This window comes from Brevundimonas diminuta, from assembly GCF_022654015.1.
GTDB classification, from domain to species: domain Bacteria; phylum Pseudomonadota; class Alphaproteobacteria; order Caulobacterales; family Caulobacteraceae; genus Brevundimonas; species Brevundimonas diminuta_C.
Window position 1 is genome coordinate 2,015,021 of the sequence record NZ_CP073063.1, and the last position, 25,929, is coordinate 2,040,949.

The 25,929-nt window shown below is 65.1% G+C and carries 21 protein-coding genes; 8 read left to right on the forward strand and 13 right to left on the reverse strand.

What is annotated here, in order from left to right; genetic code table 11:
* Window positions 1-59 precede the first annotated feature (59 nt).
* Genes KAK88_RS10020 through kdsA form a run of 4 tightly spaced genes read right to left on the reverse strand, consistent with a single transcriptional unit; the run spans window position 60 to window position 4,500 of the window.
* The gene (locus KAK88_RS10020) at window positions 60-1,151 is read right to left on the reverse strand and encodes a DUF3089 domain-containing protein (RefSeq protein WP_242076537.1); all 1,092 of its coding nucleotides are present in this window, start codon (window positions 1,149-1,151) and stop codon (window positions 60-62) included.
* Entirely contained in the window at window positions 1,151-2,140 is a 990-nt protein-coding gene (rfaD, locus tag KAK88_RS10025; RefSeq protein ID WP_242078582.1) for an ADP-glyceromanno-heptose 6-epimerase, read from the reverse strand. The genes KAK88_RS10020 and rfaD overlap by 1 nt, the downstream gene beginning before the upstream one ends.
* A gap of 8 nt (window positions 2,141-2,148) precedes the next feature.
* The gene (rfaE2, locus tag KAK88_RS10030; protein WP_242076538.1) at window positions 2,149-3,603 is read right to left on the reverse strand and encodes a D-glycero-beta-D-manno-heptose 1-phosphate adenylyltransferase; all 1,455 of its coding nucleotides are present in this window, start codon (window positions 3,601-3,603) and stop codon (window positions 2,149-2,151) included.
* An 18-nt stretch (window positions 3,604-3,621) separates the two neighbouring features.
* Window positions 3,622-4,500, reverse strand: a complete 879-nt coding sequence (kdsA, locus tag KAK88_RS10035; protein WP_026108227.1) for a 3-deoxy-8-phosphooctulonate synthase — start codon at window positions 4,498-4,500, stop codon at window positions 3,622-3,624.
* A 111-nt stretch (window positions 4,501-4,611) separates the two neighbouring features.
* On the opposite strand from kdsA, the gene KAK88_RS10040 reads away from it, so the two are divergent.
* Genes KAK88_RS10040 through sseA form a run of 3 tightly spaced genes read left to right on the forward strand, consistent with a single transcriptional unit; the run spans window position 4,612 to window position 8,143 of the window.
* A complete protein-coding gene (locus KAK88_RS10040; protein WP_242076539.1) occupies window positions 4,612-6,069 on the forward strand; it encodes a cryptochrome/photolyase family protein in 1,458 nt (485 codons plus the stop codon).
* Between the two features lie 32 nt (window positions 6,070-6,101).
* Window positions 6,102-7,322: an SAM-dependent methyltransferase gene (locus tag KAK88_RS10045; protein WP_242076540.1), complete on the forward strand. Its 1,221-nt coding sequence runs from the start codon at window positions 6,102-6,104 to the stop codon at window positions 7,320-7,322.
* On the forward strand, window positions 7,319-8,143 hold the full coding sequence (sseA, locus tag KAK88_RS10050; RefSeq protein ID WP_199059881.1) for a 3-mercaptopyruvate sulfurtransferase: 825 nt from the start codon (window positions 7,319-7,321) through the stop codon (window positions 8,141-8,143). Before KAK88_RS10045 ends, sseA begins: the two co-directional genes overlap by 4 nt.
* A gap of 2 nt (window positions 8,144-8,145) precedes the next feature.
* Here sseA and KAK88_RS10055 read toward each other — a convergent pair whose 3' ends face one another.
* Window positions 8,146-9,471, reverse strand: a complete 1,326-nt coding sequence (locus KAK88_RS10055; protein ID WP_199059880.1) for a dicarboxylate/amino acid:cation symporter — start codon at window positions 9,469-9,471, stop codon at window positions 8,146-8,148.
* A gap of 33 nt (window positions 9,472-9,504) precedes the next feature.
* Window positions 9,505-10,572 carry an amino acid ABC transporter substrate-binding protein gene (locus KAK88_RS10060; RefSeq protein WP_242076541.1) on the reverse strand — a complete coding sequence of 356 codons (1,068 nt, stop codon included), beginning with the start codon at window positions 10,570-10,572 and terminating at the stop codon, window positions 9,505-9,507.
* A 104-nt stretch (window positions 10,573-10,676) separates the two neighbouring features.
* Here KAK88_RS10060 and metC point away from each other — a divergent pair, with 104 nt between their 5' ends.
* The 4 genes from metC to KAK88_RS10080 are packed head-to-tail and all read left to right on the forward strand — an operon-like array spanning window position 10,677 to window position 16,745.
* Window positions 10,677-11,855: a cystathionine beta-lyase gene (gene metC / locus KAK88_RS10065; protein WP_242076542.1), complete on the forward strand. Its 1,179-nt coding sequence runs from the start codon at window positions 10,677-10,679 to the stop codon at window positions 11,853-11,855.
* A 23-nt stretch (window positions 11,856-11,878) separates the two neighbouring features.
* Window positions 11,879-13,225 (forward strand): O-antigen ligase family protein, encoded by a 1,347-nt coding sequence (locus KAK88_RS10070; protein ID WP_242076543.1) that lies wholly within the window; start codon window positions 11,879-11,881, stop codon window positions 13,223-13,225.
* On the forward strand, window positions 13,200-15,284 hold the full coding sequence (locus tag KAK88_RS10075) for a DNA topoisomerase IV subunit B (protein WP_242076544.1): 2,085 nt from the start codon (window positions 13,200-13,202) through the stop codon (window positions 15,282-15,284). Before KAK88_RS10070 ends, KAK88_RS10075 begins: the two co-directional genes overlap by 26 nt.
* 48 nt (window positions 15,285-15,332) lie before the next feature.
* Window positions 15,333-16,745, forward strand: coding sequence for an FAD-binding oxidoreductase (locus tag KAK88_RS10080; RefSeq protein WP_242076545.1), 1,413 nt, complete (start codon window positions 15,333-15,335; stop codon window positions 16,743-16,745).
* 18 nt (window positions 16,746-16,763) lie between these two features.
* Here KAK88_RS10080 and parC read toward each other — a convergent pair whose 3' ends face one another.
* The gene (gene parC, locus KAK88_RS10085) at window positions 16,764-18,965 is read right to left on the reverse strand and encodes a DNA topoisomerase IV subunit A (RefSeq protein ID WP_242076546.1); all 2,202 of its coding nucleotides are present in this window, start codon (window positions 18,963-18,965) and stop codon (window positions 16,764-16,766) included.
* 133 nt (window positions 18,966-19,098) lie between these two features.
* Between parC and KAK88_RS10090 the strand changes: the two genes are divergently transcribed.
* Window positions 19,099-20,841 carry a cytochrome c biogenesis protein DipZ gene (locus KAK88_RS10090; protein WP_242076547.1) on the forward strand — a complete coding sequence of 581 codons (1,743 nt, stop codon included), beginning with the start codon at window positions 19,099-19,101 and terminating at the stop codon, window positions 20,839-20,841.
* Here the strand turns inward: KAK88_RS10090 and recO are convergent.
* Genes recO through lepB form a run of 6 tightly spaced genes read right to left on the reverse strand, consistent with a single transcriptional unit; the run spans window position 20,838 to window position 25,894 of the window.
* A complete protein-coding gene (gene recO / locus KAK88_RS10095; RefSeq protein WP_242076548.1) occupies window positions 20,838-21,569 on the reverse strand; it encodes a DNA repair protein RecO in 732 nt (243 codons plus the stop codon). The two genes, KAK88_RS10090 and recO, sit on opposite strands and share 4 nt — an antisense overlap.
* On the reverse strand, window positions 21,569-22,045 hold the full coding sequence (locus KAK88_RS10100) for a nuclear transport factor 2 family protein (protein ID WP_242076549.1): 477 nt from the start codon (window positions 22,043-22,045) through the stop codon (window positions 21,569-21,571). The genes recO and KAK88_RS10100 overlap by 1 nt, the downstream gene beginning before the upstream one ends.
* Window positions 22,046-22,092: 47 nt before the next feature.
* A complete protein-coding gene (locus tag KAK88_RS10105; RefSeq protein WP_242076550.1) occupies window positions 22,093-23,331 on the reverse strand; it encodes a serine hydrolase domain-containing protein in 1,239 nt (412 codons plus the stop codon).
* A gap of 15 nt (window positions 23,332-23,346) precedes the next feature.
* A complete protein-coding gene (gene era, locus KAK88_RS10110; protein WP_242076551.1) occupies window positions 23,347-24,294 on the reverse strand; it encodes a GTPase Era in 948 nt (315 codons plus the stop codon).
* Window positions 24,291-25,001 (reverse strand): ribonuclease III, encoded by a 711-nt coding sequence (gene rnc / locus KAK88_RS10115; protein ID WP_242076552.1) that lies wholly within the window; start codon window positions 24,999-25,001, stop codon window positions 24,291-24,293. The genes era and rnc overlap by 4 nt, the downstream gene beginning before the upstream one ends.
* Entirely contained in the window at window positions 25,001-25,894 is an 894-nt protein-coding gene (lepB, locus tag KAK88_RS10120; protein ID WP_242076553.1) for a signal peptidase I, read from the reverse strand. The genes rnc and lepB overlap by 1 nt, the downstream gene beginning before the upstream one ends.
* Between the last annotated feature and the right edge of the window lie 35 nt (window positions 25,895-25,929).

Here is a 25,929-nt window from a genome sequence, read left to right on the forward strand (position 1 = left end):
CGCGGCAAGCCTACCCGCTGCGCGCGAGCGACGCCAGACAAACCGGGAGGACAGCCGCCTTAAAGGCCGCGCTTGGCTCGCCAGGCCGCCAAACGCACGCTGACGTCACGTTCGATGTCGCCGTAGAACAGGTTGTAGGGCACGATCTTGCGTCGGTCCGCCCAACTGCCGCCTGCCGTCAAAAAATCGGCGTCTGGCGCGCTATGCCACAACAGGCCGCCACGACATTCTGTGGAGATCAGCCGACCAGTGAGAGCCGGTCGGGCGCCCCATTCCAGGCCGGTCGCATTGGTCGCGCCGCTGTGCTGACGCGCCGCGGCACGCGGCTGGCTCGCAGCACCCGTGACCGGATTTACGCAGACGGGGTCAGTAGACAGGCTTACCAGATCGCCGCGATCGTCCCATTCCAGAGCGCGTCTCAGCTTGCGCCGCGCGCCTGGTTCGTCGCCGTCCTGCACCGACGCCCAAGCCACGATACATCCCGTTTGATCGGCGGCGTCGCAGGGCGATATCGCCTGCCGGAACATCTCGCGCCCGACCAGGGTCTCGATCAGATAGCCGGCGACAAGCCTGTCCTTCAGCGCCGGATTGGCGCGGAGCTGGTCGCGAACCAGACGCGCCGTCAGTTCTCCGCCCTGTTCGACACCGGCGATCACGATGGGGCCAGAGGGATGCTGTTGCAGCCACAGCTCGAAAGCGGCCTTCACGTCCGCATAGGCGAAGGCGCGTGCTTCGCGCGCATCATCACGCAAGGTCAGGCGGGTGTAGAGGCTGGCTTGACGATACAGCGGCGCGCTGACCCTGCCTTCCCGAGCGAAAGGCGACGCATAGTTGGGCAGCACGACGCGTCGCATATAGGCGTTGGCCCGCGCGTCGTCGATCGGCCCATTCCACTCGGCCCCGCCATCGAAAGTGGTCGGCATGACGAAGAAGACCGCCGCCTGATTAAGCGCGCCCTGATCGATCAGCGCCCAGGAGGATGTTTTTCGATAGTCGGGCGCGGGCGGCGGCTTGTAGGTTTGAAACGGCACCTGCGGGTCCAGACCTGCCCTCAGGATGTCGCCGCTCCAAACCGCGACGGCCGCCGTCAGCACGAAGACGGCGGCGAAGCCTGCATATCCGACCCATTGCCTGAAGGTCAGCCGACGCATCAGCGGTACGGATCAGCCGTGGCGAGGAAGTCCTGCACGTAGCGCCGCACGCCCTCTTCCAGCGGCGTGGATTGACCCTCGAAGCCTGCGGCGCGGATGCGATCCATGCGGGCTTCGGTGAAGTATTGGTAGCGGTCGCGGATCGACAGGGGCGTATCGACATAGTCGATGGAGGGCGTCTTGCCGGCGGCGTCAAACGTTGCGCGCGCAAGATCGGCGAACGACCGCGCCTGCCCCGAGCCGGCGTTGAAGATGCCCGAGACCTGCGGCGACTGGAGCAAAAACTCGATGATATCGACCACATCGTCGACATAGACAAAGTCGCGCATCTGGCCGCCGTCCGCATAGTTCGGATTGTGCGACCGAAACAAAGTCACGGTCTCGCCTGCGGCGACCTTGGGCCAGATTTGAGCTACGACCGATTTCATTCCGCCCTTGTGACCTTCGTTCGGGCCATAGACGTTGAAGAATTTCAGCCCTGCCCACTGGGGCGGCGCCTGCCCCCGATCCGCCTGCCGAACAGCATACTGGTCAAACAGCATCTTCGAATAGCCATAGGCATTTAGAGGGCGAAGCTGCGACAATGAGTCTGCATCGTCATCGTCGTTGAAGCCCGTCTCTCCGTCGCCATAGGTCGCAGCGGAAGACGCGTAAATCATCCGCGAGCCCCGGATTGAGCACCAGTCCCACAGGTCGCGGGATAGGATGAAGTTGGTCCGCAGAATCAGGTCGGCGTCCGGCTCGGTCGTTGAAGAGATCGCCCCCATATGCACCACGGCCTCAATCCGCTCGGCGTGGCGCTCCAGCTGCTCGAACAGTTCTTCCGGCGACCAGAAGTCGGCGATTGCGTGCTTGGCCAGGTTCTTCCACTTGGCCAGGTCGGCCGTCTCCAGCCGATCGCAGACTACCACATCATAGGCGGTCTCCGCCGTCAGCCGCGCGACGATGTTTGAACCGATGAAACCGGCGCCGCCGGTCACGACGATCATTCTCGGCGTCACTGCGCGCTCCCTATCATCTTCTCGATCGTTCGCGTGGTCGAATAGCCGTCCTTGAAATCGGCCAGCTTGACCTCGCCGCCCCAGCTTTCGACCAGATCGCCGCCCACGACGCCCTCTCGCGTATAGTCCGAGCCCTTGATCAGAACATCCGGACGCAACCGTTCGATCAGGGTGATCGGCGTCGGATCATCGAAACTTGTGACGCGGTCGACGCTGGCCAGCCCGCCAATGACAACGGCGCGACTGTCCAAATCGTTTACCGGTCGCCCCTCACCCTTCAGTCGCTTGACCGATGCGTCGGTGTTCAGCGCCACGACCAGACGATCGCACCAGCTGCGCGCCTGAGCCAGATAGGCCACATGGCCGCGGTGCAGGATGTCGAAACAGCCGTTGGTGAAACCGACCTTCAGGCCCTGACGTCGCCACCCCTCGACCTCGACCGCCAACTCTTCGAGCGGCGTCACCTTGGATACCGCAGCGGCGGCGTGCTGGCTCAGTTCGGCTGCGATCAACTCGGCGGGTGTAACGACAGCCGTGCCGGCCTTTCCGACGACCACGCCCGAGGCCAGGATGGCGAACTCGACCGCCGTCTCCAGCGACGCGCCCGCGCCCAGCGCCAACCCGATGGCGGCCAGGCCTGTATCGCCCGCGCCAGACACGTCGAAGACCTCGCGCGCCCGACCGGGGAAGTGCTTCACCGGTTCGCCGCGTTGCGCCAGGCTCATACCCTTACCCGCTCGGGTGACGATGATCGCCTTGGCGGTCGTGCCGGCCAGCAAGGCGTCCAGCGCCGTCTCGACCTCGGCGTCCGTCCCGACCGGCAGGCCGGTGGCGCCGGCGAGTTCCGAAGCATTGGGCTTGATCACATCGACCGCGCCGTACCGAGCGAAATCCCTTCCCTTTGGATCGACGACGATCGGCGCACCGGATGTCTGCGCCGCGTTCAGCGCCGAAGCCAGAAGCGCATCGCTGACGACGCCCTTGGCGTAATCTGAGAGCAAATAGACTGAAGCCTCTGCAAACGCGTTCGAATCTTGGATCAGCGTCGGCGCAGCCTCGTCATCTAGTCGCAGCAGCTGTTGGCCGCCCGAAACGAAGCGCGTCTTCACGATGGTGGACGCGCCTGCCGGCCTCGCCACGACGTCCTCGATGTGCGGCTCCGCGGCGATCAAAGCGGTCAGTTCCGCCCCGGCCGCGTCGTCGCCGATCACGGCGCCCAGCCGCGCCACCCCACCCAAGGCCGCGATATTGCGCGCGACGTTGCCGACGCCGCCCGGCATGGCGACGGTGCGGCTGGTGCGGAGCACGGGAATCGGCGCCTCGGGCGAGATGCGGCTGACCTCGCCATAGACGTAGCGATCCAGCATCAGGTCGCCGACGCAGGCGATCTTCAGGCCGCGCACGCGCTCCAACAGGCTTTGCAGGGCGCCCAGGTCCAGGGTGTCAGACATGGGTCCGACCTAGAGGATTCAGGCGGCCTGCGCCACCGGCGCCTTGGCCCCGATCTTGATGGCCAGGTCGTCGAAGGCGATCAGTTCGGCGGCCAAGGCTTCGAACTGGCTCAGCGGCACCATGTTTGGGCCGTCCGACGGCGCATTATCCGGATCCTGGTGCGTTTCCATGAAGACCGCATCGACGCCCACGGCCACTGCCGCGCGTCCCAGCACCGGCACAAATTCGCGCTGGCCGCCCGACGAGGCGCCTTGCCCGCCTGGTTGCTGAACGCTGTGGGTCGCATCAAACACGACGGGGCAGCCGATCTCGCGCAGCACCGGAAGCGCCCGCATATCGCTGACCAGAGTGTTGTAGCCGAAGCTGGCGCCGCGTTCACAGGCCATGACATTGGGATTGCCGGCGCCGACCACCTTGGCGATGACGTTCTTCATGTCCCAGGGGGCCAGGAACTGACCCTTCTTGATATTGATCGCCTTGCCGGTGGCGGCGGCCGCCAGCAGCAGGTCGGTCTGACGGCTGAGGAAGGCCGGAATCTGCAGCACGTCGACGACCTCGCCGACCGGTCCACACTGAACCTCGGAGTGAACATCGGTCAGGGTCGGCAGGCCTGTGACCTCGCGAATCTCGGCGAAGATCGGCATGGCGTCTTTCAGACCGATGCCACGCGCGGCGCTGGCGCTGGTCCGGTTCGCCTTGTCGAAACTGGTCTTGTAGATGATGCCGACGTTCAGCCGCTCGCCGATTTCCTTGAGGGCATGGGCCGTCTCCAGCGCGTGCTGGCGGCTCTCCATCTGGCAAGGACCGGCGATGAAAGCGATTCTTGCGCCGCCGCCGATGACGACAGGCGTCCGAAGACCTTCGGACAACGTAATGACAGCGTTGGGTCGGCTCACGAGGCGGCTCTTTCGACGTTCGGTGTTGTGGATGCGGCTTTTGCCGCAGCTATTGGTCCATCAGGTGGCGCTCTGAAGGGATGAGCGCAAGTTATCACGGAGTTCGCCCGCGTGGCCACCAAACCTGTCATCCTGTGGTTTCGCCGCGATCTGCGACTGCATGACAATCCTGCCCTGAACCACGCGGCGGAGACGGGGCGACCAATCCTGCCCGTCTATATTCTGGACGAGCATTTCGAACGGCCGATGGGCGCCGCGTCGCGCTGGTGGCTCGACAAGTCGTTAAGGGCGCTGGATGCGGCGCTTGAAGATCGCGGTTCGCGCCTGATTCTGCGCAAGGGCAATGCGCTGAACCAGCTTCAGGCGCTAGTCGGCGAAACCGATGCCGACACCGTCTTCATGAACCGCCTGTTCGAACCCGAGGCGTTTGAGCATGACGCCGAAATCGCCCACGCGCTCAAGGCGGACGGTATCGAATGCCTCGGCTTCAACGGCGCCCTGCTCTGCCGCCCCGGCGCTGTGCTGAATGGTTCAGGCCAGCCGTACAAGGTTTTCACCCCGTTCTTGAGAGCCCTGTTGGCCACGGCCGAGGCGCCGGTTCACACAACGGGACCGCGCCAAATCCAGACGCCCGAAACTGTTCAACCCGACGACCTCGACGGCTGGAAGCTGCACCCCCATCGTCCGGACTGGTCCAAAGGATTCGACTGGACGCCAGGGGAAGACGGGGCCTCGCAGGCCTTGTCCAGGTTCATACCATCCGGCCTGATGACCTATGCGAAGGATCGCGACTTTCCCGACCGGCAGGGCGCCAACAGCCGCCTGTCGCCGCATCTGCACTGGGGCGAGATCAGCCCCTGGCGGGCGATCGACCGCGCCCGACAGGCGGCCAAAGACGGCAAGGTGTCATCGGCGGAAGCCGACAAATTCATTGCTGAGATCGGCTGGCGCGAGTTCTCGGCGCATCTGCTGCACCATTTTCCCTTCATCACCGAGCGCGCCTTCCGTCCCGAGTATGACGCCATGCCCTGGCGTCAAGACGACGCGAGCCTCAAGGCGTGGCGACAGGGACGGACCGGATACCCGTTGGTGGACGCCGGCATGCGCCAGCTCTGGACGACAGGGTGGATGCATAATCGGGTTCGGATGGTCGTGGCCTCCTTCCTAATCAAGCATCTGCTGATCGACTGGCGCGAAGGCGAAGCCTGGTTCTGGGACACGCTGGTGGATGCCGACCGCGCCAGCAATGTGCAGAACTGGCAGTGGGTGGCAGGGTCGGGTGCAGACGCCTCCCCTTTCTTCCGCATTTTCAATCCCATCACGCAGGGTGAAAAGTTCGATCCCGACGGCGGCTATGTCCGTCGGTGGGTGCCGGAACTTCGCCGCCTGCCCGACCGCTGGCTGCAGTCGCCCTGGACCGCACCCACCGAAGTGCTGCGTGACGCCGGAATCGTTCTAGGGCGCGATTACCCCAAGCCGATCGTAGAACACGAGAAGGGCCGCGCTCGGGCGCTTGCTGCCCTGAAGACCGTTTCCGGTCGCGGCGACGACCACAGCGACCGTGATTGACCCCCTTTGTATTCCGCGTTGAAAGTCAAAAGATGAGCGTCGCACACGCCGATATCGAAGCCGTCGCCAGCCGAACACCGCGCGTGTTCGCCATGTTGCTGCGGCTTCTGGCCGCCAACTGGACCTTCGGCCGCTTGACGGTGCAGTTGCCCAATGGCGAGACCCATGTGCTTCAAGGCAAGCAGCCGGGTCCCAGCGGCATGATGACGGTGCGCGACTACCGGTTCGCACGCCGCGTCCTGGCGGCCGGCGATATCGGATTCGCCGAAGGCTATATCGCGGGCGAGTGGGACAGTCCGCACCTGGCCGGCCTGCTCGAAACCCTGGTGGACAACTACGATCACATCCGGCGCCTGTTCGACGGCAATCTGATCATGTGGGTGGTCAACTGGCTGAGCCACCGCACCAATCGCAACAGCAAGACGGGGTCGAAGAAGAACATCCATGCCCACTACGATCTGGGCAACGCCTTCTATTGCCAGTGGCTGGACGGGACGATGACCTATTCATCGGCTCGCTTCAGCCGCGATGGGGAGGCGCTGGAGACGGCGCAGCGTGAGAAATACGCCACCTTGGCCCGAATGATGGATCTTCAGCCGGACATGTCGGTGTTGGAAATCGGCTGCGGTTGGGGCGGCTTCGCCGAGTTCGCAGCGCGGGAGATCGGCGCCAACGTCACTGGTATTACGATCTCCAAAGAGCAGCACGATTTTGCTCGCCAGCGCATGTTCAATGCGGGGCTGAGCGACCGCGCCGATATTGAGCTCATCGACTACCGCGATGTGCAGGGTCGATTTGATCGCGTGGCGTCTATCGAGATGTTCGAGGCTGTGGGTATGGAGTACTGGCCCGCTTACTTCGGTAAGGTCCACGACGTCCTTCGACCTGGCGGCAAGGCCGGACTGCAGATCATCACGATCCAGGACGATCTGTTCGACGAATACAATGCCCGGACGGATTTTATCCAAAAGTACGTCTTCCCCGGCGGCATGCTGCCCTCCGAAGAACGGCTGGCGCCGGTCGTGTCGAAAGCCGGACTGTCATGGCAGTCGGTGGAACGGTTCGGCCTCGACTACGCTGCCACGCTCAAGCTTTGGGATGAGCGTTTCCAGGCATCCTGGGGCGAGATCAGCAAGCTTTCCGGCTTTGACGAAAGATTCCGCCGGCTCTGGCACTTTTATCTGGCCTATTGCGAGGCCGGTTTCCGCTCTCGCCGCACCGACGTCATTCAACTGAGCCTGTCTCGCCCATGAGCCCGCTGATTTCGACAACGGACCTCGCCGCGCGATTGGGCGCGCCGGATTTGCGGATCGTTGATGGCAGTTGGCATCTGGACGGCCGCGACGCGCGCGCCGACTTTGAACAGAACCATATCCCTGGCGCCGTCTTTTTCGATCTGGACGCCATATCGGATCACGGCAGCTCGTTGCCCCACATGATGCCGACACCAGAGGCCTTCGGGGCTTCGGTCGGGGCGCTGGGTCTCTCCGTCGATGACCAGATCGTCGTCTATGACACGACCGGATTGTTCTCGGCGGCACGCGTCTGGTGGATGCTGAAGACGATGGGCGCGACGAGGGTTCAGGTGCTCGACGGCGGCCTGCCGCGCTGGCGTGAGGACGGTCTATCGACCGTCTCCGGGCCTTCGGCGGCCGAGGCAAAGGATTTCAATGCCGAGATGGCGCCCGAGGCTGTCGCCTCGTTGGATGATGTGCGCGCGGCCTTGGCCCAGGATGCTCAGGTCGTCGACGCGCGCGGCGCACCCCGATTCGAAGGCGCAGCGCCCGAACCTCGCCCCGGTGTTCGCAGCGGCCATATGCCCGGCGCGCGCAATCTCCCCTACGGCCGATTGCTAAACAATGACGGCACGATGAAGCGTGGCGCGGCCTTGCAACAGGCCTTTGCAGACGCCGGCGTGGATATCAACCGACCTGTCATCACCACCTGCGGATCCGGAGTGACCGCCGCTATACTGACGCTGGGCCTGGCCGAACTCGGCCACCCATCGCGGCTCTATGACGGCTCCTGGGCCGAATGGGGCGCCCGAACGGACACCCCCGTCGAAACCGACTAAGATCAGGCCGGCGGCGCCGCGGGGACGACGTCGTCGGCGTCGGCCGGTTCGTCTTCCTCGCCACGCGAAACAACGGTGGCCAAAACCAGGTCGCCCGTAACGTTCAAAGTCGTGCGGCACATGTCCAGGAAACGGTCGACGCCAAGAATCAGGCCGATGCCTTCGGGTGGCACTTTCACCATCACCAGGATCATCGCCACGACCGGCAGCGAACCGGCCGGGACGCCTGCCGTGCCAATGCCGCCCAAAATGCAGACCAGCATGACCACGACTTGCTGCGTGATCGTCAGGTCGATGCCGAAGAACTGGGCGAGGAACAGCACTGTGACACCTTCAAACAGCGCCGTGCCGTTCTGGTTGGCGGTGGCGCCGACCGTCAGGACGAAACGCGCGATCTTGCGCGGCAGGTGCAACTGCTCCTCAGCCGCTTTGAGCGACACCGGCAGAGACGCGTTGGACGAGGCGGTCGAGAAGGCCACCACCATCGGCTCGCGCACACCCTTGAAGAAGGCGATGGGCGAGCGGCCGGCCGCCAGCCAGATTACGAGCGGATAGACCACGAACATATGGATCGCCATCGCGCCGACCGCGACGCCGACGAAGGCCGCCAGGCGCACCAACAGGTCCCAACCGAACAGGGCCGCCAGGTTGAACATCAGACAGGCGATGGCCAGCGGTGCCAGTTTGATGAACAGGTTGATCAGGGTCATGGAGACCTCGAAGATCCCCTGGATCACTTCCTGCAGACGGTCCGTTGCCGGGCTCTTGGCCATGACCAGACCGATGCCGAAGAACAGGGCGAAGATCATCAGCGGAAGGATCGCGTTCTCCGCCGCTGCGGTGACCGCGTTCGACGGCACCAGATCCAGGAAGAAATCGCCCAACTGGATCGAGCTGTCGCGCCCGGTCTGAACGATGCTGGCGGCGCCGTCCTTGCCCTGCTCCAACAGCTGCTGAGCCACCGCCGGATCGACACCTCGCCCGGGCTGGAAGACGTTGACCATCACCAAACCGATGACCACCGCAATGCTGGACACCACAACCGTCAGAAGCAGCGTCTTGATCCCCGCCCGTCCCAGCGAGCTGAGATCGCCCATCTCCGCCACCCCGACGACCAGGGCCGAGAACAGCAGCGGGATCACCATCATGAACAGCAGGCGCAGGAAGATCTGACCGATCGGCCCGGTCACGTTGTCCGTCAGCCAGACCACCCAGGCAGCATCGGCACCGACCGCCAGATTGACCAGCAATCCCCCGATCAGACCGACCGCGAAACCGATCAACATCAGCCAGTGCAGCGCAAGGCCGCCGCGTTTCGTCTCGGTCATCTGTCCCCCAGGAAGCGATGCAAGCGTCGGCGCTTATCGGATCGGCAGGCCATAGATCAAGCCGGCCGGGCGCGCGTTCCATTGTGCGTTCAAACCACGCGCCAGGTCGAGCGCCGATTGCGATCCCAGATTTCGATCGAAAATCTCGCCATAATTTCCGACGGCTTCGACCGCGTCCTTAGCCCAGTCTTCGGATAGACCCAGCATAAGACCGAACTCGCCCTCGACGCCCAGCAAACGCCGGACACGCGGGTCGGTCGCGGTCTTAAACTGATCTTCGGCATTGGCCTTGGTGACGTCGAGCTCTTCGGCCAGCATCAGGGCATTCAGGGTCCAACGGACGGTCGAGGCCCAGCGCTCGTCGCCCGACTTGACCACCGGCCCCAGCGGCTCCTTAGACGCGACATCGGACAGGATCACATGTTCGTTGGGGTTGGTCAGCACGGTCCGCGCGGCAGCTAGCGCAGAAATGTCGGCGCTGAATGCGTCGCAATCCTCGCGACCATAGGCGTCGCGCGCCGCTTCCTCAGTCTCAAACACGACGGGCCGATATTCGATGCCGCGAGACCGGAAATAGTCGGCGGCGTTCGCCTGGGACGTCGAGCCCGACTGAACGCAAACCCGCGCGCCGGTCAGTTCAGTCGCGCTGTTCAGGTTCAGCGAACGCCGGACCAGGAAGCCCTGCCCGTCGTAGTAATTGATCCCGGCGAACACGAAACCTTCGCCCGCGTCGCGGCTCATGGTCCAGGACGAGTTGCGCCAAAGCACATCGATCCGTCCGTCGTTCAGCGCCGTGAAGCGATCTGACGCCGACAGAGGCACGAACCGCACCGCATCGGCATCGCCCAGCACCGCCGCCGCCGTCGCGCGACAGAAGTCCACGTCGAAGCCGCGCCACTGGCCGCGATTGTCGGTGTAGGCGAAGCCGACCAACCCCTGATGCACGCCGCAGTTCAGGCGACCGCGGCGTTTGATGGCGGCCAGCGTCGGGCTTTTCGCGACCGCCGTCGAAGACGCTTGCGCGGGCGTGGCAGGGCTGGCTTCCGGCGCAGGGCTGGCGTCCTTGCGCCCGCAAGCCGTCGTCATCAGCACAGCGGCCATCGCTCCGATCGTCCAGCACCGCATCGCGTTCCTATCCCTCGCCGCTTGCGCCCCGCTGGCTTTAGAGGCCTTTAGGGACCGATCCGCAACCCATCGGAGGGGTCATGTCGCCGCTTTCGGACCGCACCCGCCTGATCGCCGCCGCCACGCGACGCGGTCAGGGTCGGCGCGGCGTCAATCCCCCGATCGAACGCGCCTCGACGATGTTGAGCGACAGCGCGGCCGTCATGCGCGACGAGACCGACGGCCCGACCTATGGCCTCAGCGGGACCAGCGCCGCCCGCGATCTTCGTCGCGCCCTGGCCAATCTGGAGGGGGCAGAGGAAGCCTTTCTGGTTCCGTCGGGTCTTGCGGCCGTCACGGTTCCGCTTCTGGCGCTTTTGAGACCGGGCGACGAGGTCATCGCGACGGACGCCGTCTATGGTCCGACGCGCCGCTTCCTGAGCCGGTATCAATTGGCCCGCGGCATCATGACCCGCTTTTTGCCCGCAGACGCAGATGCGCAGACTGTTCTGGCCGCCATTGGCGAACGCACGCGGCTGGTGCTGATGGAGTCGCCGGCCTCTCTCACATTCGAGATGGTCGATGTCGCCGCCGTGGCCCAGGCCTGTCGTAAGCGAGGCGTGCTGACGGTGGTAGACAATACCTGGGCGGCCGGCCTGGCTTATCGTCCGCTGGCCTATGGCGTGGATGTCAGTGTTCAGGCCGTGACCAAATATGTCGGCGGTCATTCGGACGTGCTGATGGGCAGTATCGCTTCGGACAATTCCGCCTGTCTGCGCGCCATCGGCGACACGATCGAGGATCTCGGCTGGCATGTGTCGCCCGACGACGCCTGGCTGGCGCTGCGTGGCCTGCGGACCTTGCCGATGCGTTATGCCGAACAGGCGCGATCAGGCTTGATCGTGGCGGAATGGCTGCAAGCCCGACCCGAGGTGTCGCGCGTCCTCTACCCGCCCCTGCCCGGCTCGATCGATCATGACCTGTGGCGGCGAGATTTTACCGGCGCCGCGTCCCTGATGGGCGTGGTCATGAAGGGCAGCGACAAGGCGGCGGGCGAGGCCTTTCTGAACGCTCTGACCCTGTTCGGGCTGGGCTATTCCTGGGGCGGGTTCGAAAGCCTGATCACTCACGAAACCCATCAGATGGCCTACCGCAACCATCCGCCCGTGCTTGAGGGCGAACTGATCCGTCTTCATGTCGGTCTTGAAGACCCCTCCGACCTGATCGCCGATCTGGAAGGAGGTCTCGCCGCCTTCACCGCCTCACTCACGGTTCCTTAAGCGCCGTAAAGGACTGTGCGCCCGTGCGCGAACCACCCGTTCAGAGCCCGGATGATTCTCCGCCGCTGTGGGAACAGTGGGCGGCCGGCTTCGTCGTCTTCATGCTGACCGGCGCCCTGATCGCGCCCGTCATCGCACCGACCCAGGTCGAGACGCCGATCCTGCGGTTCATCTGGCTGCCGGTCTATGCCGTCATCGCCGGCCTGATCGTCTTTCGCTTCGACAAGGTCATCCGCGCCTGGCCGGCATGGCTGATGATGTTCGCCCTCGTCGCCCTCTGTTTCGTGTCGAAATACTGGTCCATCGACCCCGAGGTCACGGAGCGCCGCGTCATCGCCATGGCGATCAACAGCGCCTTCGCCATCTTTCTGGGCGCCCGCTTCCGTGACGACGCCCTGCCGCGCGTCCTGATGTACACCTGTCTGGTGATGGCGGTCGGCAGCCTGATCATGGTTTTCGGCTATCCGAAGGTCGGGGTGCACCAGTTCGACAACGCCGGCCTGTGGCGCGGCCTCTGGTACGAGAAGAACCAGATGGGGCTGGTCATGGTGGTGGGCGCCGTCTCGGCCGCGGCGACACTGGCGGCCGATCATATCGCCGGACGCAGCCACCGGCTTTGGATCTGCCTAGTGACATTGTGCCTGACCACGCTCCTGGTGCTCGCCACCCAATCCAAGACATCGCTTCTGTGCTGGGGCCTGGGCCTGGGCATGATCGGCGGGTGGTGGGCGTTGAAACAGGGCGGCGCCGTCATCACCGTTATCGGCATCTGGCTTGCCGTCATCATTGCGGCGGGCGCGACTTGGCTGTGGAACTCCGATTCCGCTGCGATCCTGGAGGCGCTGGGCAAGGATCCGTCGCTGACAGGCCGCACCCTGATCTGGGAAGCCTTGATGCGGAAGGTCGCAGAGCGCCCTTGGACCGGATACGGCTTCAGCGCCTTCTGGGGCGTGGACTCGATCCCCGCGCGCGAGATCCGCATCGAGACCCAATGGCCCGTGCCTTCCGCTCACAACGGCTGGATCGACCTTCTCGTGCAACTGGGTTGGCCCGGTGCGGTGGCGGTGGGCGCGGTCATGGCGATCTCTGCGATCTTCGTCGTCGCGCGCACGAACGGGCTCGGCGCGCGCGAAGGCTATTGGAGCGTCGCTTATCTGGCGGTCTTCACGGCTCTAAGCCTGTCCGAGAGCGTCCTGCTGACCCACGCCAATCTGCCGTGGATCCTGATGCTGGCGATTATGGCCCGCGCCGTGACCTTTGTTCCGGCCCCTGTTCGTGCGCCGCTTGCTCGACAGGCGTCACGGGCCTACCAGACCCGGTCCCGAATCGCCTCAGACTATGTGAATGGCCGCCGACCTCTTCGCTTTTGACGACGAACCCGAAGCTCGCAAACCCGAGCCGCCCAAGCCAGTTGCGGCGACCCCGCCTGCAGCTGCGCCCTCTATCGTCCCCACGCCCGCGCCGCCTGCTGTTCAGGCCACGGCCACGACGGCGGCCGCCACCGGCTATTCCGCCTCCTCCATCGAAGTGCTGGAAGGGCTTGAACCCGTTCGCAAGCGCCCCGGCATGTATATCGGCGGCACCGACGAGCGCGCCCTGCACCACCTCTTCGCCGAAGTCCTGGACAACGCCATGGACGAGGCGGTGGCGAAGCACGCCAAGCTGATCACCGTCGATCTGGACGCGGACGGATATCTGTCGGTGCGCGATGACGGACGCGGCATCCCGGTCGATCCGCACCCCAAACACCCCGGCAAGTCCGCGCTGGAAGTCGTCATGACCGTCCTGCACTCAGGCGGCAAGTTCTCGGGCAAAGCCTATGAAACCTCTGGCGGGTTGCACGGCGTCGGCGTCTCGGTCGTCAACGCCCTGAGCGAAAGCGTCGAGGTCACCGTCTGGCGCGACGGTTTCGAATGGAAGCAGGCCTTCAGCCGCGGCCACGTCCTAGCTCCGATCCAGCAGATCGGCCCGTCCAAGAAGCGCGGCACCCTGATCCGCTTCAAGCCCGACGACGAAATCTTCGGCATGGGCGCGGCCTTCAAGCCGGCGCGCCTATTCCGCATGGCACGGTCTAAAGCCTATCTGTTCCGCGGCGTTGAGATTCGCTGGACCTGCGCGCCGGAGCGGATCACTGACTCTACGCCCGCCCAGGCCAGTCTGCACTTCCCCGGCGGCCTGGCCGACGCCCTGATCGACCGCATCGGTCAGCTGGAAACCGTCACCCCCACCTTCGCCGGCCGCGCCGAGCGTCAAGGCGAGGCGGGCGCGTTCGAATGGGCCGTCACCTGGTCGCCGATCGGCTTTGGCGAGTCGGACGGCTTCATCCAATCGTACTGCAACACCGTCTCCACGCCCGATGGCGGCACGCACGAGGCCGGCTTCCGCGCCGCCTTGGTCAAGGGGCTGAAATCTTACGGCGAACTGACCAACGAGAAACGCGCAGCGATCATCACGGCCGAGGACGTCATCGCCAATGCCGGCGCCCTGATCAGCGTCTTCATCCGCAATCCCGAATTCCAGGGTCAGACCAAGGACCGTCTGTCCTCGCCCGAGGGCGCGCGCATTGTCGAGCAGTTGCTCCGCGACCCGCTGGATCACTGGCTGACCGAAAGCCCCAAACAGGCTAACGCCCTGCTGGGCTTCGTCGTCGATCGCGCCGAGGACCGGCTGCGACGCCGTAAGGACAAGGAGGTTCAGCGCGCCGCCGCCACCCGCAAGCTGCGCCTGCCCGGCAAGCTATCGGACTGCAGCCGCCAGTCGGCTCAAGGGACCGAACTCTTCATCGTCGAAGGCGATTCGGCCGGCGGCTCGGCCAAACAGGCGCGCGACCGCACGACCCAGGCCATCCTACCCCTGCGCGGCAAGATTTTGAACGTCGCGTCCGCCACCGCCGACAAGCTACGCGCCAACGTCGAACTGTCCGACTTGGCGCTGGCCTTGGGCGTCCAGCCCGGCAACCGGTTCAACATCGACGACCTGCGCTACGAGCGGATCGTCATCATGACCGACGCCGACGTAGACGGCGCCCACATCGCGGCCCTGCTGATCACCTTCTTCTACCGCGTCATGCCGGAGACGATCCGTCAGGGCCGGGTCTTCATGGCCCTTCCGCCGCTCTACCGCATCAGCGCCGGTCCCTTGAGCGAATACGCCCGCGACGACGGCCACCGCGACGAGCTGCTGGCGACCGTGTTCAAGGGCAAGAAAACCGAGATCGGCCGGTTCAAGGGGCTGGGCGAAATGATGGCCTCCCAGCTGAAGGAAACAACCATGGATCCAAAGAAACGCACCCTCGCGCGGATCACGGTGCCCGACGCCGAGGCCAGCATCGAAGACCTGGTCGAACGCCTGATGGGCAAGCGCGCCGACGCGCGCTTCCAGTTCATTCAGGAAAACGCCCAGTTCGTGAAAGAAGAACTCGACGTCTAACGGCCTCGCGGCCCTTCCAACGCACGGCGACGCCTGACAAAAGGGGGCATGCAGACGCCCGTTCCCTCCACCGCCGTGCTTGACGAACTGAAGGCCGCGCTCGGTCCGGGCGGCTGGACCCAGGACCCGGATGTCATCGCGCCGCATCTGACCGAATGGCGCAATCGCTGGACGGGCGACACGCCGATCCTGCTGACCCCACGCTCGACGGAAGAGGTCGCGCGCACCGTGACGATCTGCGCGCGCGAAGGCGTCGCGATTACGCCCCAAGGCGGCGGCACGGGACTGGTCGGCGGCCAGGTGCCCTTTGGCGAGGTGTTGCTATCGACCCGCAAGATGCGCGCCGTCCGCGACGTCACGCCCTTAGATGACGCCATGACGGTCGAGGCCGGTCTGACCTTGCTCGAGGCGCAACAGACGGCGACGGCGGCCGGCCGCTATTTCCCGCTCAGCCTGGCGGCTGAAGGCTCGGCCACCATCGGCGGCGTCATCTCCACCAACGCCGGCGGCACTCAGGTCCTGCGCTACGGCATGATGCGCGACCTGGTTTTGGGCCTTGAGGCCGTCCTGCCGAATGGCGAGATCTTCCGGGGCCTCAAACGCCTGCGCAAGGACAACACCGGATACGACCTGAAACAGCTGCTGATCGGCGCCGAGGGCACATTGGGCGTCGTGACCGCCGCCACCCTGAAACTCTTCCCGATCATGCGCTCGCGCGCCGTCGCCGTCGTCGGGCTGGAAACCGCCGCCGCCTCGGTCGAGTTGCTCGCCCGCGCCAAGGCCGAGACCGGCGGCGGGGTTGAGGCTTTCGAACTGATGAAGCGTCTCGGCATGGAACTGGTGCTCAAGAACATCCCCGACACCCGCGAGCCGCTGGAGACGACGCCCGACTGGTACGTCCTGATCGAGATCGCTTCTGGCACGCCCGGCGGCGCCGAGGCGCAGATGGAGGCCCTCCTGGAGGTCGCCTTCGAACAAGGCCTGATCACCGACGCCGCCATCGCCCAGAACGACGCTCAGCGCGCCGCCTTCTGGCGTTTGCGCGAGGAACATTCGGCGGCCCTGAAGCCCGAGGGCGGCGGTTGGAAACACGACGTCTCCGTGCCCATCAGCCGCATCGCCGAGTTCATCGACGAAGCCTCGGCCGCCGTCGAACGCTTCCATCCCGGCGCCCGTATCTCGGTCTTTGGTCACGTCGGTGACGGCAATCTGCACTACGACATCCTGCCAGGTGTCGGTCAGGACATCCCCGCCTTCATCGGCCGCTGGAAGGAAGGCTCGCAAGTGGTTCACGACGTTGTCGGAACCTATTACGGCTCGATCTCCGCCGAACACGGCTTGGGCCGGCTGAAGACCGAAGAGGTCAAGCGCTACAAGTCCCCTCTCGAGATCGAAACCATGGCCGCCATCCGCCGCGCCATCGATCCCAAGAGGATCATGAACCCGTCGGTCCTGTTCTAGAACCGACGGGCGGTCCACCTATCTGAACTTGCGCAGGCCTCTTGGTCCCTGGCGACCGGCGCCGGCGCGTTTGCCCAGCCAGTCTTTCCAGTCGGGCCAGTTGCGACGACGTCCGCCGCCGTCCGCCCATTCAGGCCCGCTCTCGGCGTTGAAGACGGTGATGTCGGCGAGGCCGCCCTGTTTGAAGCTTTGCAGCTTCACGCCCTTGCCGCGCCCCATCTCGGGCAGTTCGGCGAGAGGGAAGATCAGCGTCTTGATGTTCTCGCCGATCGTCGCGACGTGATCACCGGTCACTCGCAGCACCGCCAGCATTTCGCCGTTCAGCACCTGTTTGCCGCCGCGCTTCTGGGCCAGGGTGTCGTCTTCTGGCGCAATGAAGCCGTATCCGGCCTTTGATGCGATCAGCAGCTTGCCGCCCGGCTGGTGGGCCAGGACGTTGATGATCTCGGCCTTTTCGTCCAGATCGATCATCAGGCGCAGCGGCTCGCCATGGCCGCGTCCGGACGCCAGCTTGTCCGCGCCTATGGTGAAGATGCGCCCGTCCGACGCCGCCACCAGCAGCTTGTCGGTCGTATAGGCCGGGACGAGGTAGGCGAGTTGGTCGCCTTCCTTGAACTTCAGCTCCGACGGATCCTCGACCTTGCCCTTGGCGGCGCGGATCCAGCCACGTTCCGACAGGATGACGGTGATCGCCTCGCGCGGAATGAAGGCCTCGGGCGCGACGAAGGCGGACGTGTCCACCGCCTCGGCGATCGTCGTCCGGCGCGGCGAGATCAGCGCCTTGCGCACGGCCTCCAGCTCCTTGGAGATCGCCTTCCACTGCTTGCCTTCCGACGACGTCAGCGCCTTCAGATTGGCAAGTTCCTCCGACAGCGCATTGAATTCCTTTTCGATCGTCATCTCTTCCAGACGCGCCAACTGACGCAGCCGCGTGTCGAGGATGAAGTCAGCCTGAACCTCCGTGAGGCCGAAGCGCGCGATCAGGACGGCCTTGGGCTGCTCCTCCTCACGGACGATGCGGATCACCTCGTCCAGGTTGAGGAAGACGATGCGCAGGCCTTCCAGCAGATGCAGACGCTTTTCGACCCGCTCGATCCGCCATTGGGAACGGCGGTTCAGCACCTCGCGGCGGTGATCCAGGAAGGCGCGCAGGCAGTCTTTCAGACCCATGACGCGCGGCGTGCCGCTGGCGTCCAGCACGTTCATATTGATCGGGAAGCGGACCTCCAGATCAGACAGTTTGAACAGGCTTTCCATCAGCATTTCAGGCTCGATGGTCCGGTTCTTGGGCTCCAAGATCAGGCGGATGTCCTCAGCCGACTCGTCGCGTACATCGCCGAGCAGCGGTGCCTTCTTGTGCTCGATCAGGTCCGCCAGCGCCTCGATCAGTCGCGACTTCTGCACCTGATAGGGCATTTCGGTGACGATGATCCGCCACACGCCGCGCCCCAGATCTTCGGTCTCCCAGCGCGCGCGCAGGCGCACCCCGCCCCTGCCCGTCTCATAGGCGTCCAGGATGGAGGCATGACCTTCAACCGCAACGCCCCCGGTCGGGAAGTCGGGGCCTGGCACATGCTGAACCAAGTCCTCGGTCGTCGCGTCGGGACGCTCCAGCAGCAGTTGGCAGGCGTCGATCAGTTCGCCGACATTGTGCGGCGGGATCGAGGTGGCCATGCCGACCGCGATACCCGACGAGCCATTGGCCAGAAGATTCGGGAAGCCCGCGGGCAGGACGATCGGCTCTTCGTCCTGATCGTCATAGGTTGGCCGGAAATCGACGGCGTCCTGATCGATGCCGTCCAACAGCAGGACTGCGGCCGGCGTCAGTTTGCACTCGGTGTAGCGCATGGCCGCGGCGCTATCGCCGTCGATATTGCCGAAGTTCCCCTGACCGTCGACCAACGGGTAACGCTGGGCGAAATCCTGAGCCAGCCGTACCAGAGCCTCGTAGATCGAGGCGTCGCCGTGGGGGTGATATCCGCCCATAACCTCGCCGACGACCTTGGCGCATTTGCGCGCCGCCGCCTGCGGGTTCAGCCGCATTTGATGCATGGCGTAGAGGATGCGCCGGTGCACGGGCTTGAACCCGTCACGGACGTCAGGCAGCGCGCGGTTCGTAATGGTCGACAGGGCGTAGGCCAGATAGCGGCGGCTGAGCGCCGTCTCCATCGGCTCGTCGATGATGCGGCCGCCTTCCGGCGGCGGGGCGTGGATCGTCATGGCTCTGCGAATCGGGGATCGGAAGCGGGAAGTCTAGCCCGTAAGGCGCCAGATTGGGGGATAAGCGCGCTGGGGAGTCACCAAACCGCTCCGCCGTGCGTATGTGAGACACACACCCTCGTCAGGCCGCGCCATGATCCTGTTCCTGCTGTCCTATCTCGCCGGCGTTCTGACCATCGTCAGTCCCTGCATCCTGCCGGTTCTGCCCTTCGTCTTCGCGCGAGCGGATCGGCCGTTCATCCGCAACGGTCTGCCGTTGTTGGTCGGGATGGCCGTGACCTTTGCGGGGGTGGCGACGCTGGCGGCCCTGGGCGGCGGCTGGGCGGTGCGGGCCAATGAGGTCGGGCGCTGGATCGCCCTGGCAGTCATGGCGGTGCTGGGCGTCAGCCTGCTGTTTCCGGCCGTGGGCGATCGGCTGATGCGGCCGTTCGTGGCGGCGGGGTCCTGGCTGACGGATCGCGCCGAGCGCCAAGCCAGCAATCTGGGGGGAGATCAGGGTGACGTGCGCTCGTCCCTGCTGCTCGGCGTCGCGACGGGACTGCTCTGGGCGCCGTGCGCCGGACCCATTCTGGGCGTGATCCTGACGGGCGCGGCGCTTCAGGGCGCAGGCGTCGGAACGACGGTTCTGCTGCTCGCCTATGCGGCGGGCGCGGCGACATCGCTCGGTCTGGCCCTGTTGGTCGGCGGTCGCGTGTTCAAGGCCATGAAGGGCGCGTTGGGCGTCGGCGAATGGGTGCGGCGCGGTCTGGGCGTGTTGGTGCTGATCGGCGTGGTCATCATTGGCCTGGGCGCGGACACCGGCTTGCTGACCCGCATCTCGGCCGCCAGCACGGGTCGGATCGAACAGGCGCTGCTGGGCGGGATCGGCCGCGGCATGCCGACGAACCAGGCCCCGGCCGATCTGGCCAATCTGCCGGTCGAAGGGGTGATGCCGCCGCTGACGGGCGCGACGACCTGGATCAACACCCCGCCGCTCACGACCGAGCAACTCAAGGGCAAGGTAGTCGTCGTCGATTTCTGGACCTACTCCTGCATCAACTGCATCCGCTCCATCCCGTACGTCCGCGCCTGGGCTGAGAAGTATAAGGATCAAGGTCTGGTGGTGATCGGCGTGCACACGCCCGAGTTCGCCTTTGAGAAATCGGAGACCAACGTCCGCCAGAACATCCAGCGGCTGGGCATCACCTATCCGGTCGCCATGGACAATGAGTTCGCCATCTGGCGGGCCTTTAAGAACCAGTACTGGCCCGCCCACTACTTCGTCGACGCAAAAGGACAGATCCGTCACCACCACTTCGGCGAAGGCGACTATGCGGGCTCCGAACGCGTGATTCAGCAACTTCTAAAGGAAGCGGGCGCAGCGAACGTCGCCAGCAACGTCGTCACAGTTGAGGCTGAGGGCGCAGAGGCCGCCGCCGACATGGCCCAGGTCGAATCGCCAGAGACCTACGTCGGCTATGGCCGCGCCGAGAAATTCCGCTCTCCCGGCGGCCTGGCCAACGACGTGATCAAGGACTATGTCGCCGCGCCGCTGAAACTGAACGATTGGAGCCTTTCGGGCCGCTGGCGCGTGACGCGTGAGCATGCCGACCTGCAGGCTGCCGGCGGCCGTATCGCCTTCCGCTTCAAGGCGCGCGATCTCCATCTGGTCATGGGGCCCAGCAAGCCGGGCGCACCCGTCCGCTTCCGTGTCCGGATCGATGGCGCGGCGCCGGGCGCGAACGCCGGCAGCGACATCGACGCCCAAGGTCTTGGCCGGGTGGACGGCGAGCGACTGTACCAACTGGTCCGGCAGACGGGCGCGGTGCGCGAACGGACGTTCGAGATCGAGTTCCTGGATCCCGGCGTTCAGGTCTTCGCCTTCACCTTCGGCTAGAGGCGGCCGGCGTCGCCCAGCTTGTCCAGCATCCATACGCGCGCGGGCGGCAGGGGCTTGTTCTGCGGGTGGAAGACGAACTGCTCCAGGAAATGCCCCGTCAGGTCGAACCCGGCCCGGACGTCGCCCTCGATCAGACCGGATTGGGCGCCCAGCATGAAGGGCGGCAGGGTCAGCATCTTGTCGGAATAGGGGGCGCCGGCGTCGCGACTGACCGCCCGGCCGGTGCGCGGGCTGACGTAGATCAAGTCATCGGCGGTGCCGGTCGCAGCGCATTTCGACAGGTCCAGGCCAAAGCCCAGATCTTCCAAGAGGCCCGCCTCAAACCGCACGAAGATCGCAGGCCAGACCGCAGGCATTTCGAACGCCGCCATCAGCGCCTCGAATGCCAGAAAGACGCCGGGATGCGGCTCACGCTCCGGCAACGCGCCTTGGGTCACGACCGCCGCCGCCGCCAACCCGGTCAGCGCCAGGGCGTCGTCGAACAGAGCGCTGGGCCCCTCGCCTACCGGCTCCAGTCGCACCGCGCCGAGGTGATCCGAGGTGCGGGCGCGGTAATCGGCCACGACCCGCGCGCCCGCCTGCAGGAATGGCTTCATCTTGCGTGACGCTCCGCCCGCCACATAGGCCGAACGCCTGCCGTGGTTCTCGGTCAGCAGATCGACCACGGCGCCTGTGTCGCCGTGGCTGCGCGCCGACAGGACGAACGCCTCTTCGTGGAAGTCCATCAGTCCGCCGGACCTTCGGCGATCAACCCAACCACACTCTTGGCCTTGTCGTTCGGCACGGTGAAACTGAGCACATATTGCTCGATCTTCCAGCCGTCGTCGGTCAGGCGCAGCACGCCTGAGCCTCGCGTCAGGCCGTAGGCGTCGTTGTCCAGCAACTCATCGAACCAGACGATGCAGCGGCAATCGCCCGGCGCCAGGATCGCCACCCGGTCATGCGGGCGATAGGTCCAGCCTTTCCCTTGCGAGAAATAGGGCGTGGCATAGGCGCGAAACTCAGCCAACGACCAGCGCTCGGTCGCATCCGTGCCGATGAACCGGGCGTCAGGCGTGAACAGATCGAAATAGGCGTCGCCGTCCGCACGCGAGGCCGCCGATTGCATGCGGTCGAGAACGGCGCCGGCCTCGACGACGGGATCGCTCGCGGCCTGCGTCGACGAAACGGAAAGGACGAGAGTGGCAAGAAGAGCGATCATGGCGCTGTTCTACTCCTGTTCTCCTTGCCGGGAAATAGTCGGGCGCCTCAGCGCGCCAGCGTCGTCGGAAACTCGTGACCCAAGGCTTCGGCCATCGCCTGCTGACTGATCAGGAAGACCTGGTCACGCAGGTGATAGTTGTTGGACAGCACGATCACCGTCACGTCGGCGTCCGGCTGATAGAGCATCAGGTTGCGGAAGCCGCCCCAGCTGCCGGTGTGATAAATCTGGCGGTCCTGGAAGCTGGGTCGCACCTGATCGCCCAGACGGTTGGCGAAGATGCCGAAACCCCAGTCCCGACGCGGATGGCTGCGCTCGTTCGGCTTGGTGTCGGCCGGCGCGTGGTCGGCCAGCATCTGCTGATAGCTAGCTGGCGTCAGCAGTTCGCCGCGATGCAACGCCCTCTGCCAGACCAGGAGATCGTCCAGCGTCGAATAGACCGCGCCGGCGCCCGCCACGATCGAGGTATTGGCGTTCGGCTGGGCCGCCAGACCGCCGGGAAAGTTGGCGTAACCCATGATGACGCCGTGATCGCCGCCATCGAGATCAAGCCCGCTATCCTTCATACCGAGAGGCTTGAAGAAGGCCTCGCGCATGTAGGTCTGGAAGGGCTTGCCGCTGGCCTTTTCGACGATAGCGGCCGCCAGATTGAACCCGGCATTGTCGTACTGAACCTTGGCGCCGGGCTCGAACTGGAGACCGAACCGCTTTGAATCTTCGGTCAGTTCGTCCAGCGCCGCCGGCGTCGTGCGGCGCATGCCCCAACCGGGCCGCGCCATCAGATCGGGAATGCCCGACGTATGCGACAACAGATGGCTGATGCGGATCGGCGCCCAGGCCTGCGGACAGGGCTGGATCCATTTGCAGACCGGATCGGAGACGTTGAGCTTGCCCTCGTCCTGAAGCTTCAGGATCGCCGTCGCCGTGAACTGTTTGGAGATCGAGGCCAAGCGGAAACGCGAGCCCAGCGCCAGCGGCTGGTCCTGCTCGTAGTTGGCCTTGCCATAGACCTGGCGGAACAGGACCTTGTCGCCCTTGGCCACCAGAACTGCGCCCATGAAGCGTCTTGAAGCGGCTTCGCGATCCAGGCGCGCCGCCAGTTGCGGCAGGTCCTGAACCACGACCACGGGTGGTCGTGGCGGCGCATCGGCGCGCTCGGTCGCCAGTTCCACATCGGTCTTGGGGGCCACGGCCGTGGCGATGCCGCCCCAGACCGCGCCGCCAAGGATCAGCGCCCCGAGGACGCCCAGAACGAGCCGGGGATGCCCCCCGGCGGTACGCGGCACATCAAACACAGGAACTCAGACGTCGAAATCCAGACCGAACTGGGCATAGAGGGCGCGGCTGTCCTGCCACTTCGGATCGACCTTGACGGTCAGGAACAGGTGCACCTGACGGCCGAGGATTTCATTCAGCTCCTCGCGCGCCTTCTGGCCGATCCATTTCAGGGTCTGGCCGCCCTTGCCGAGGACGATGGGCCGCTGGCTCTCGCGCTCGACATAGATGGTCTGTTCGATCCGGGCCGAGCCGTCGGCGCGGTCCTCGAAACTGGTGGTCTCCACCGCCGCCGAATAGGGCAGCTCCTCATGGACGCGCAGATAGACCTTCTCGCGCGTGATCTCCGCCGCGAGAACCCGCACCGGCACGTCGGCGGCCTGATCCTCGGGATACAGCCACGGCCCCTTGGGCATGGACAGAGCCAGACGCTGTTTCAGGTCCTCGACGCCGTCGCCGTTGGCCGCCGAGATCATATAGACCTCGGAATAGACGCCGCTTTCGAACAGCTTCTGCGACAGGGCCAGCAGGGTGTCGCGGCGCATGCCGTCGATCTTGTTCAGCGCCAGAACAACCTTGGTCCCGGTGGCCTGCAGGTTGGCGATGATGGTCTCGGTGTCCTCGGCCGAGCGACGATCGGCTGCCGTGCCCTCGCGGCCATCGGCGTTGATGTGCGACTGGGCGTCGATCAGGTGAACGACGATGTCCGCATCTTCCGCCCCGCCCCAGGCCGAGGCGACCATGGCCCGGTCCAGGCGACGACGTGGCGTGAAGATGCCGGGCGTGTCCACCAGCACGATCTGGGCGTCGCCTTCCATGGCGATGCCGCGCACGGGGAAGCGCGTCGTCTGCACCTTTTGCGTGACGATCGAGACCTTGGACCCGGTCAGCCGGTTCACCAGCGTGGATTTGCCGGCGTTGGGTGCGCCGATGATGGCGGCAAAGCCTGCGCGCTGGTTTTCGATATCGGTCAAATGACGCCTTCACGTTTGAGGAGAGCCGTTGCGGCCGCCTTCTCCGCCTCCTGACGCGAACGTCCTTGCGCGGTCAAGGGCTGCACGTCCTGCACGGCCACTTCGACGGTGAATGTGGGCGCATGATCCGATCCCGTCCGATCGGCGACGCGATAGGTCGGCAGCGGCCGCCCCAACCCTTGCGCCCATTCCTGAAGCGCCGATTTCGGATTGGTCACGGTGCGGGACGGCGGTGCCGCCAGTTCGTCGGACCAGGCCCGTTCGAACACGGCCTTAGCGGCATCCAGTCCGCCGTCCAGATAGACGGCCGCCAGTATAGCCTCGACCGCATCGGCGATGACGCCGGCCTTGCGGCGTCCGCCGGTCTTGGTTTCGCCGGGCGAGAGCCGTAGCGCAGCCCCAACGCCCAGGGCTTCGCCCACGCGGGCGCAGGCCCCCTTGTCGACCAGGGCGTGCAGGCTGGACGACAGCTGGCCCTCGTCCGCCGTCGGAAACTGGGCCGACAGTCGCTCGGCGACCAGCAGGCCCAGCACCCTGTCGCCCAGGAATTCCAGCCGCTCGTTGTCGCGTGGACCGTGGATGCCGACCGGCGCGCCCTCGCCCACGCTGGCGTGGGTCAGGGCGCGCTCCAGCAAGGCCTTGTCCTTGAACCTGTGTCCCAGGCGCGTTTCCAGCGCCGCGACCGCTTCGGCTCTCAGATTGGCCATCAGTGCAGGACGTTGAAGAACCGGTCGAGCCGCACGTTGAACCAGCTGACGGGGTTCCACAGCGACGAACCGGGCTTCCACGAGAACAGGATGATCTGCGCCTTGCCGACCAGATTCTCGGCCGGGACCATGCCCACGCCGCTGGACTGTTCGACGCGGCTATCGATGGAGTTGTCGCGGTTGTCGCCCATCATGAAGTAGTGACCGGCCGGGACTTCATAGACCGGGGTGTCGTCCAGATCGTTTCCGGGACCGAAGTCCTGGGTCATGAAGCTCTTGCCTTCCGGCAGGGTCTCGCGGACCTCGGTTACAGGACGCGGTCCGAAGATGTCGTTGATCTCCTGCTCGCTGACCACGACGTCCTGCACAGGCTTGTCGTTGATATACAGTTTGTTGGCGATCATCTGGATGCGGTCGCCGGGCAGGCCGATCACCCTCTTGATGAAGTCGGTTTTGTTGTCACGCGGCAGTTTGAACACGACGATGTCGCCACGCTTGGGCGCCGAGCCCATGATCCGCCCGTCGAACAGCGGCGGGCTGAACGGGATCGAGTGCTTGGAGAAGCCATACGACCACTTGGAGACGACGATATAGTCGCCTTCGTAGAGGTTCGGCTCCATGGAGGCCGAAGGAATGGTGAAGGGCTGGAACAGGAAGATGCGCAGCACCATCGCGATCAGCAGGGCGAAGACGATGGTCTTGAAGATTTCGCCGGTTTCACTGGCCGCCGAGGTCGCCTTGGCACCGCCCTTGGGCGTTTTGGCATAGACCTTCTGGTTCGCCGTCGTCGGCTCCTGAACCGACTTGCTCGGAGCGTCCGCCTCCGAGGCCGCAAATCGTTCTTCGGGAGTGGCGTCGCGATTGGCGTCGTCGGGCTTTTGGTCTTCGCTCATGCGATCAGGCATCCTCGCCGCGTCCGCGCGGTCAT

Bases quoted from the DNA above. Each gene is read 5' to 3' on its own strand.
- KAK88_RS10020 (WP_242076537.1), bottom strand. From the start codon at position 1,151: ATGCGTCGGCTGACCTTCAGGCAATGGGTCGGATATGCAGGCTTCGCC.
- rfaD (WP_242078582.1), bottom strand. From the start codon at position 2,140: ATGATCGTCGTGACCGGCGGCGCCGGTTTCATCGGTTCAAACATCGTC.
- rfaE2 (WP_242076538.1), bottom strand. From the start codon at position 3,603: ATGTCTGACACCCTGGACCTGGGCGCCCTGCAAAGCCTGTTGGAGCGC.
- KAK88_RS10045 (WP_242076540.1), top strand. From the start codon at position 6,102: ATGAGCGTCGCACACGCCGATATCGAAGCCGTCGCCAGCCGAACACCG.
- sseA (WP_199059881.1), top strand. From the start codon at position 7,319: ATGAGCCCGCTGATTTCGACAACGGACCTCGCCGCGCGATTGGGCGCG.
- KAK88_RS10055 (WP_199059880.1), bottom strand. From the start codon at position 9,471: ATGACCGAGACGAAACGCGGCGGCCTTGCGCTGCACTGGCTGATGTTG.
- KAK88_RS10060 (WP_242076541.1), bottom strand. From the start codon at position 10,572: ATGGCCGCTGTGCTGATGACGACGGCTTGCGGGCGCAAGGACGCCAGC.
- metC (WP_242076542.1), top strand. From the start codon at position 10,677: ATGTCGCCGCTTTCGGACCGCACCCGCCTGATCGCCGCCGCCACGCGA.
- KAK88_RS10075 (WP_242076544.1), top strand. From the start codon at position 13,200: ATGGCCGCCGACCTCTTCGCTTTTGACGACGAACCCGAAGCTCGCAAA.
- KAK88_RS10080 (WP_242076545.1), top strand. From the start codon at position 15,333: ATGCAGACGCCCGTTCCCTCCACCGCCGTGCTTGACGAACTGAAGGCC.
- parC (WP_242076546.1), bottom strand. From the start codon at position 18,965: ATGACGATCCACGCCCCGCCGCCGGAAGGCGGCCGCATCATCGACGAG.
- KAK88_RS10090 (WP_242076547.1), top strand. From the start codon at position 19,099: ATGATCCTGTTCCTGCTGTCCTATCTCGCCGGCGTTCTGACCATCGTC.
- recO (WP_242076548.1), bottom strand. From the start codon at position 21,569: ATGGACTTCCACGAAGAGGCGTTCGTCCTGTCGGCGCGCAGCCACGGC.
- KAK88_RS10100 (WP_242076549.1), bottom strand. From the start codon at position 22,045: ATGATCGCTCTTCTTGCCACTCTCGTCCTTTCCGTTTCGTCGACGCAG.
- rnc (WP_242076552.1), bottom strand. From the start codon at position 25,001: ATGGCCAATCTGAGAGCCGAAGCGGTCGCGGCGCTGGAAACGCGCCTG.
- lepB (WP_242076553.1), bottom strand. From the start codon at position 25,894: ATGAGCGAAGACCAAAAGCCCGACGACGCCAATCGCGACGCCACTCCC.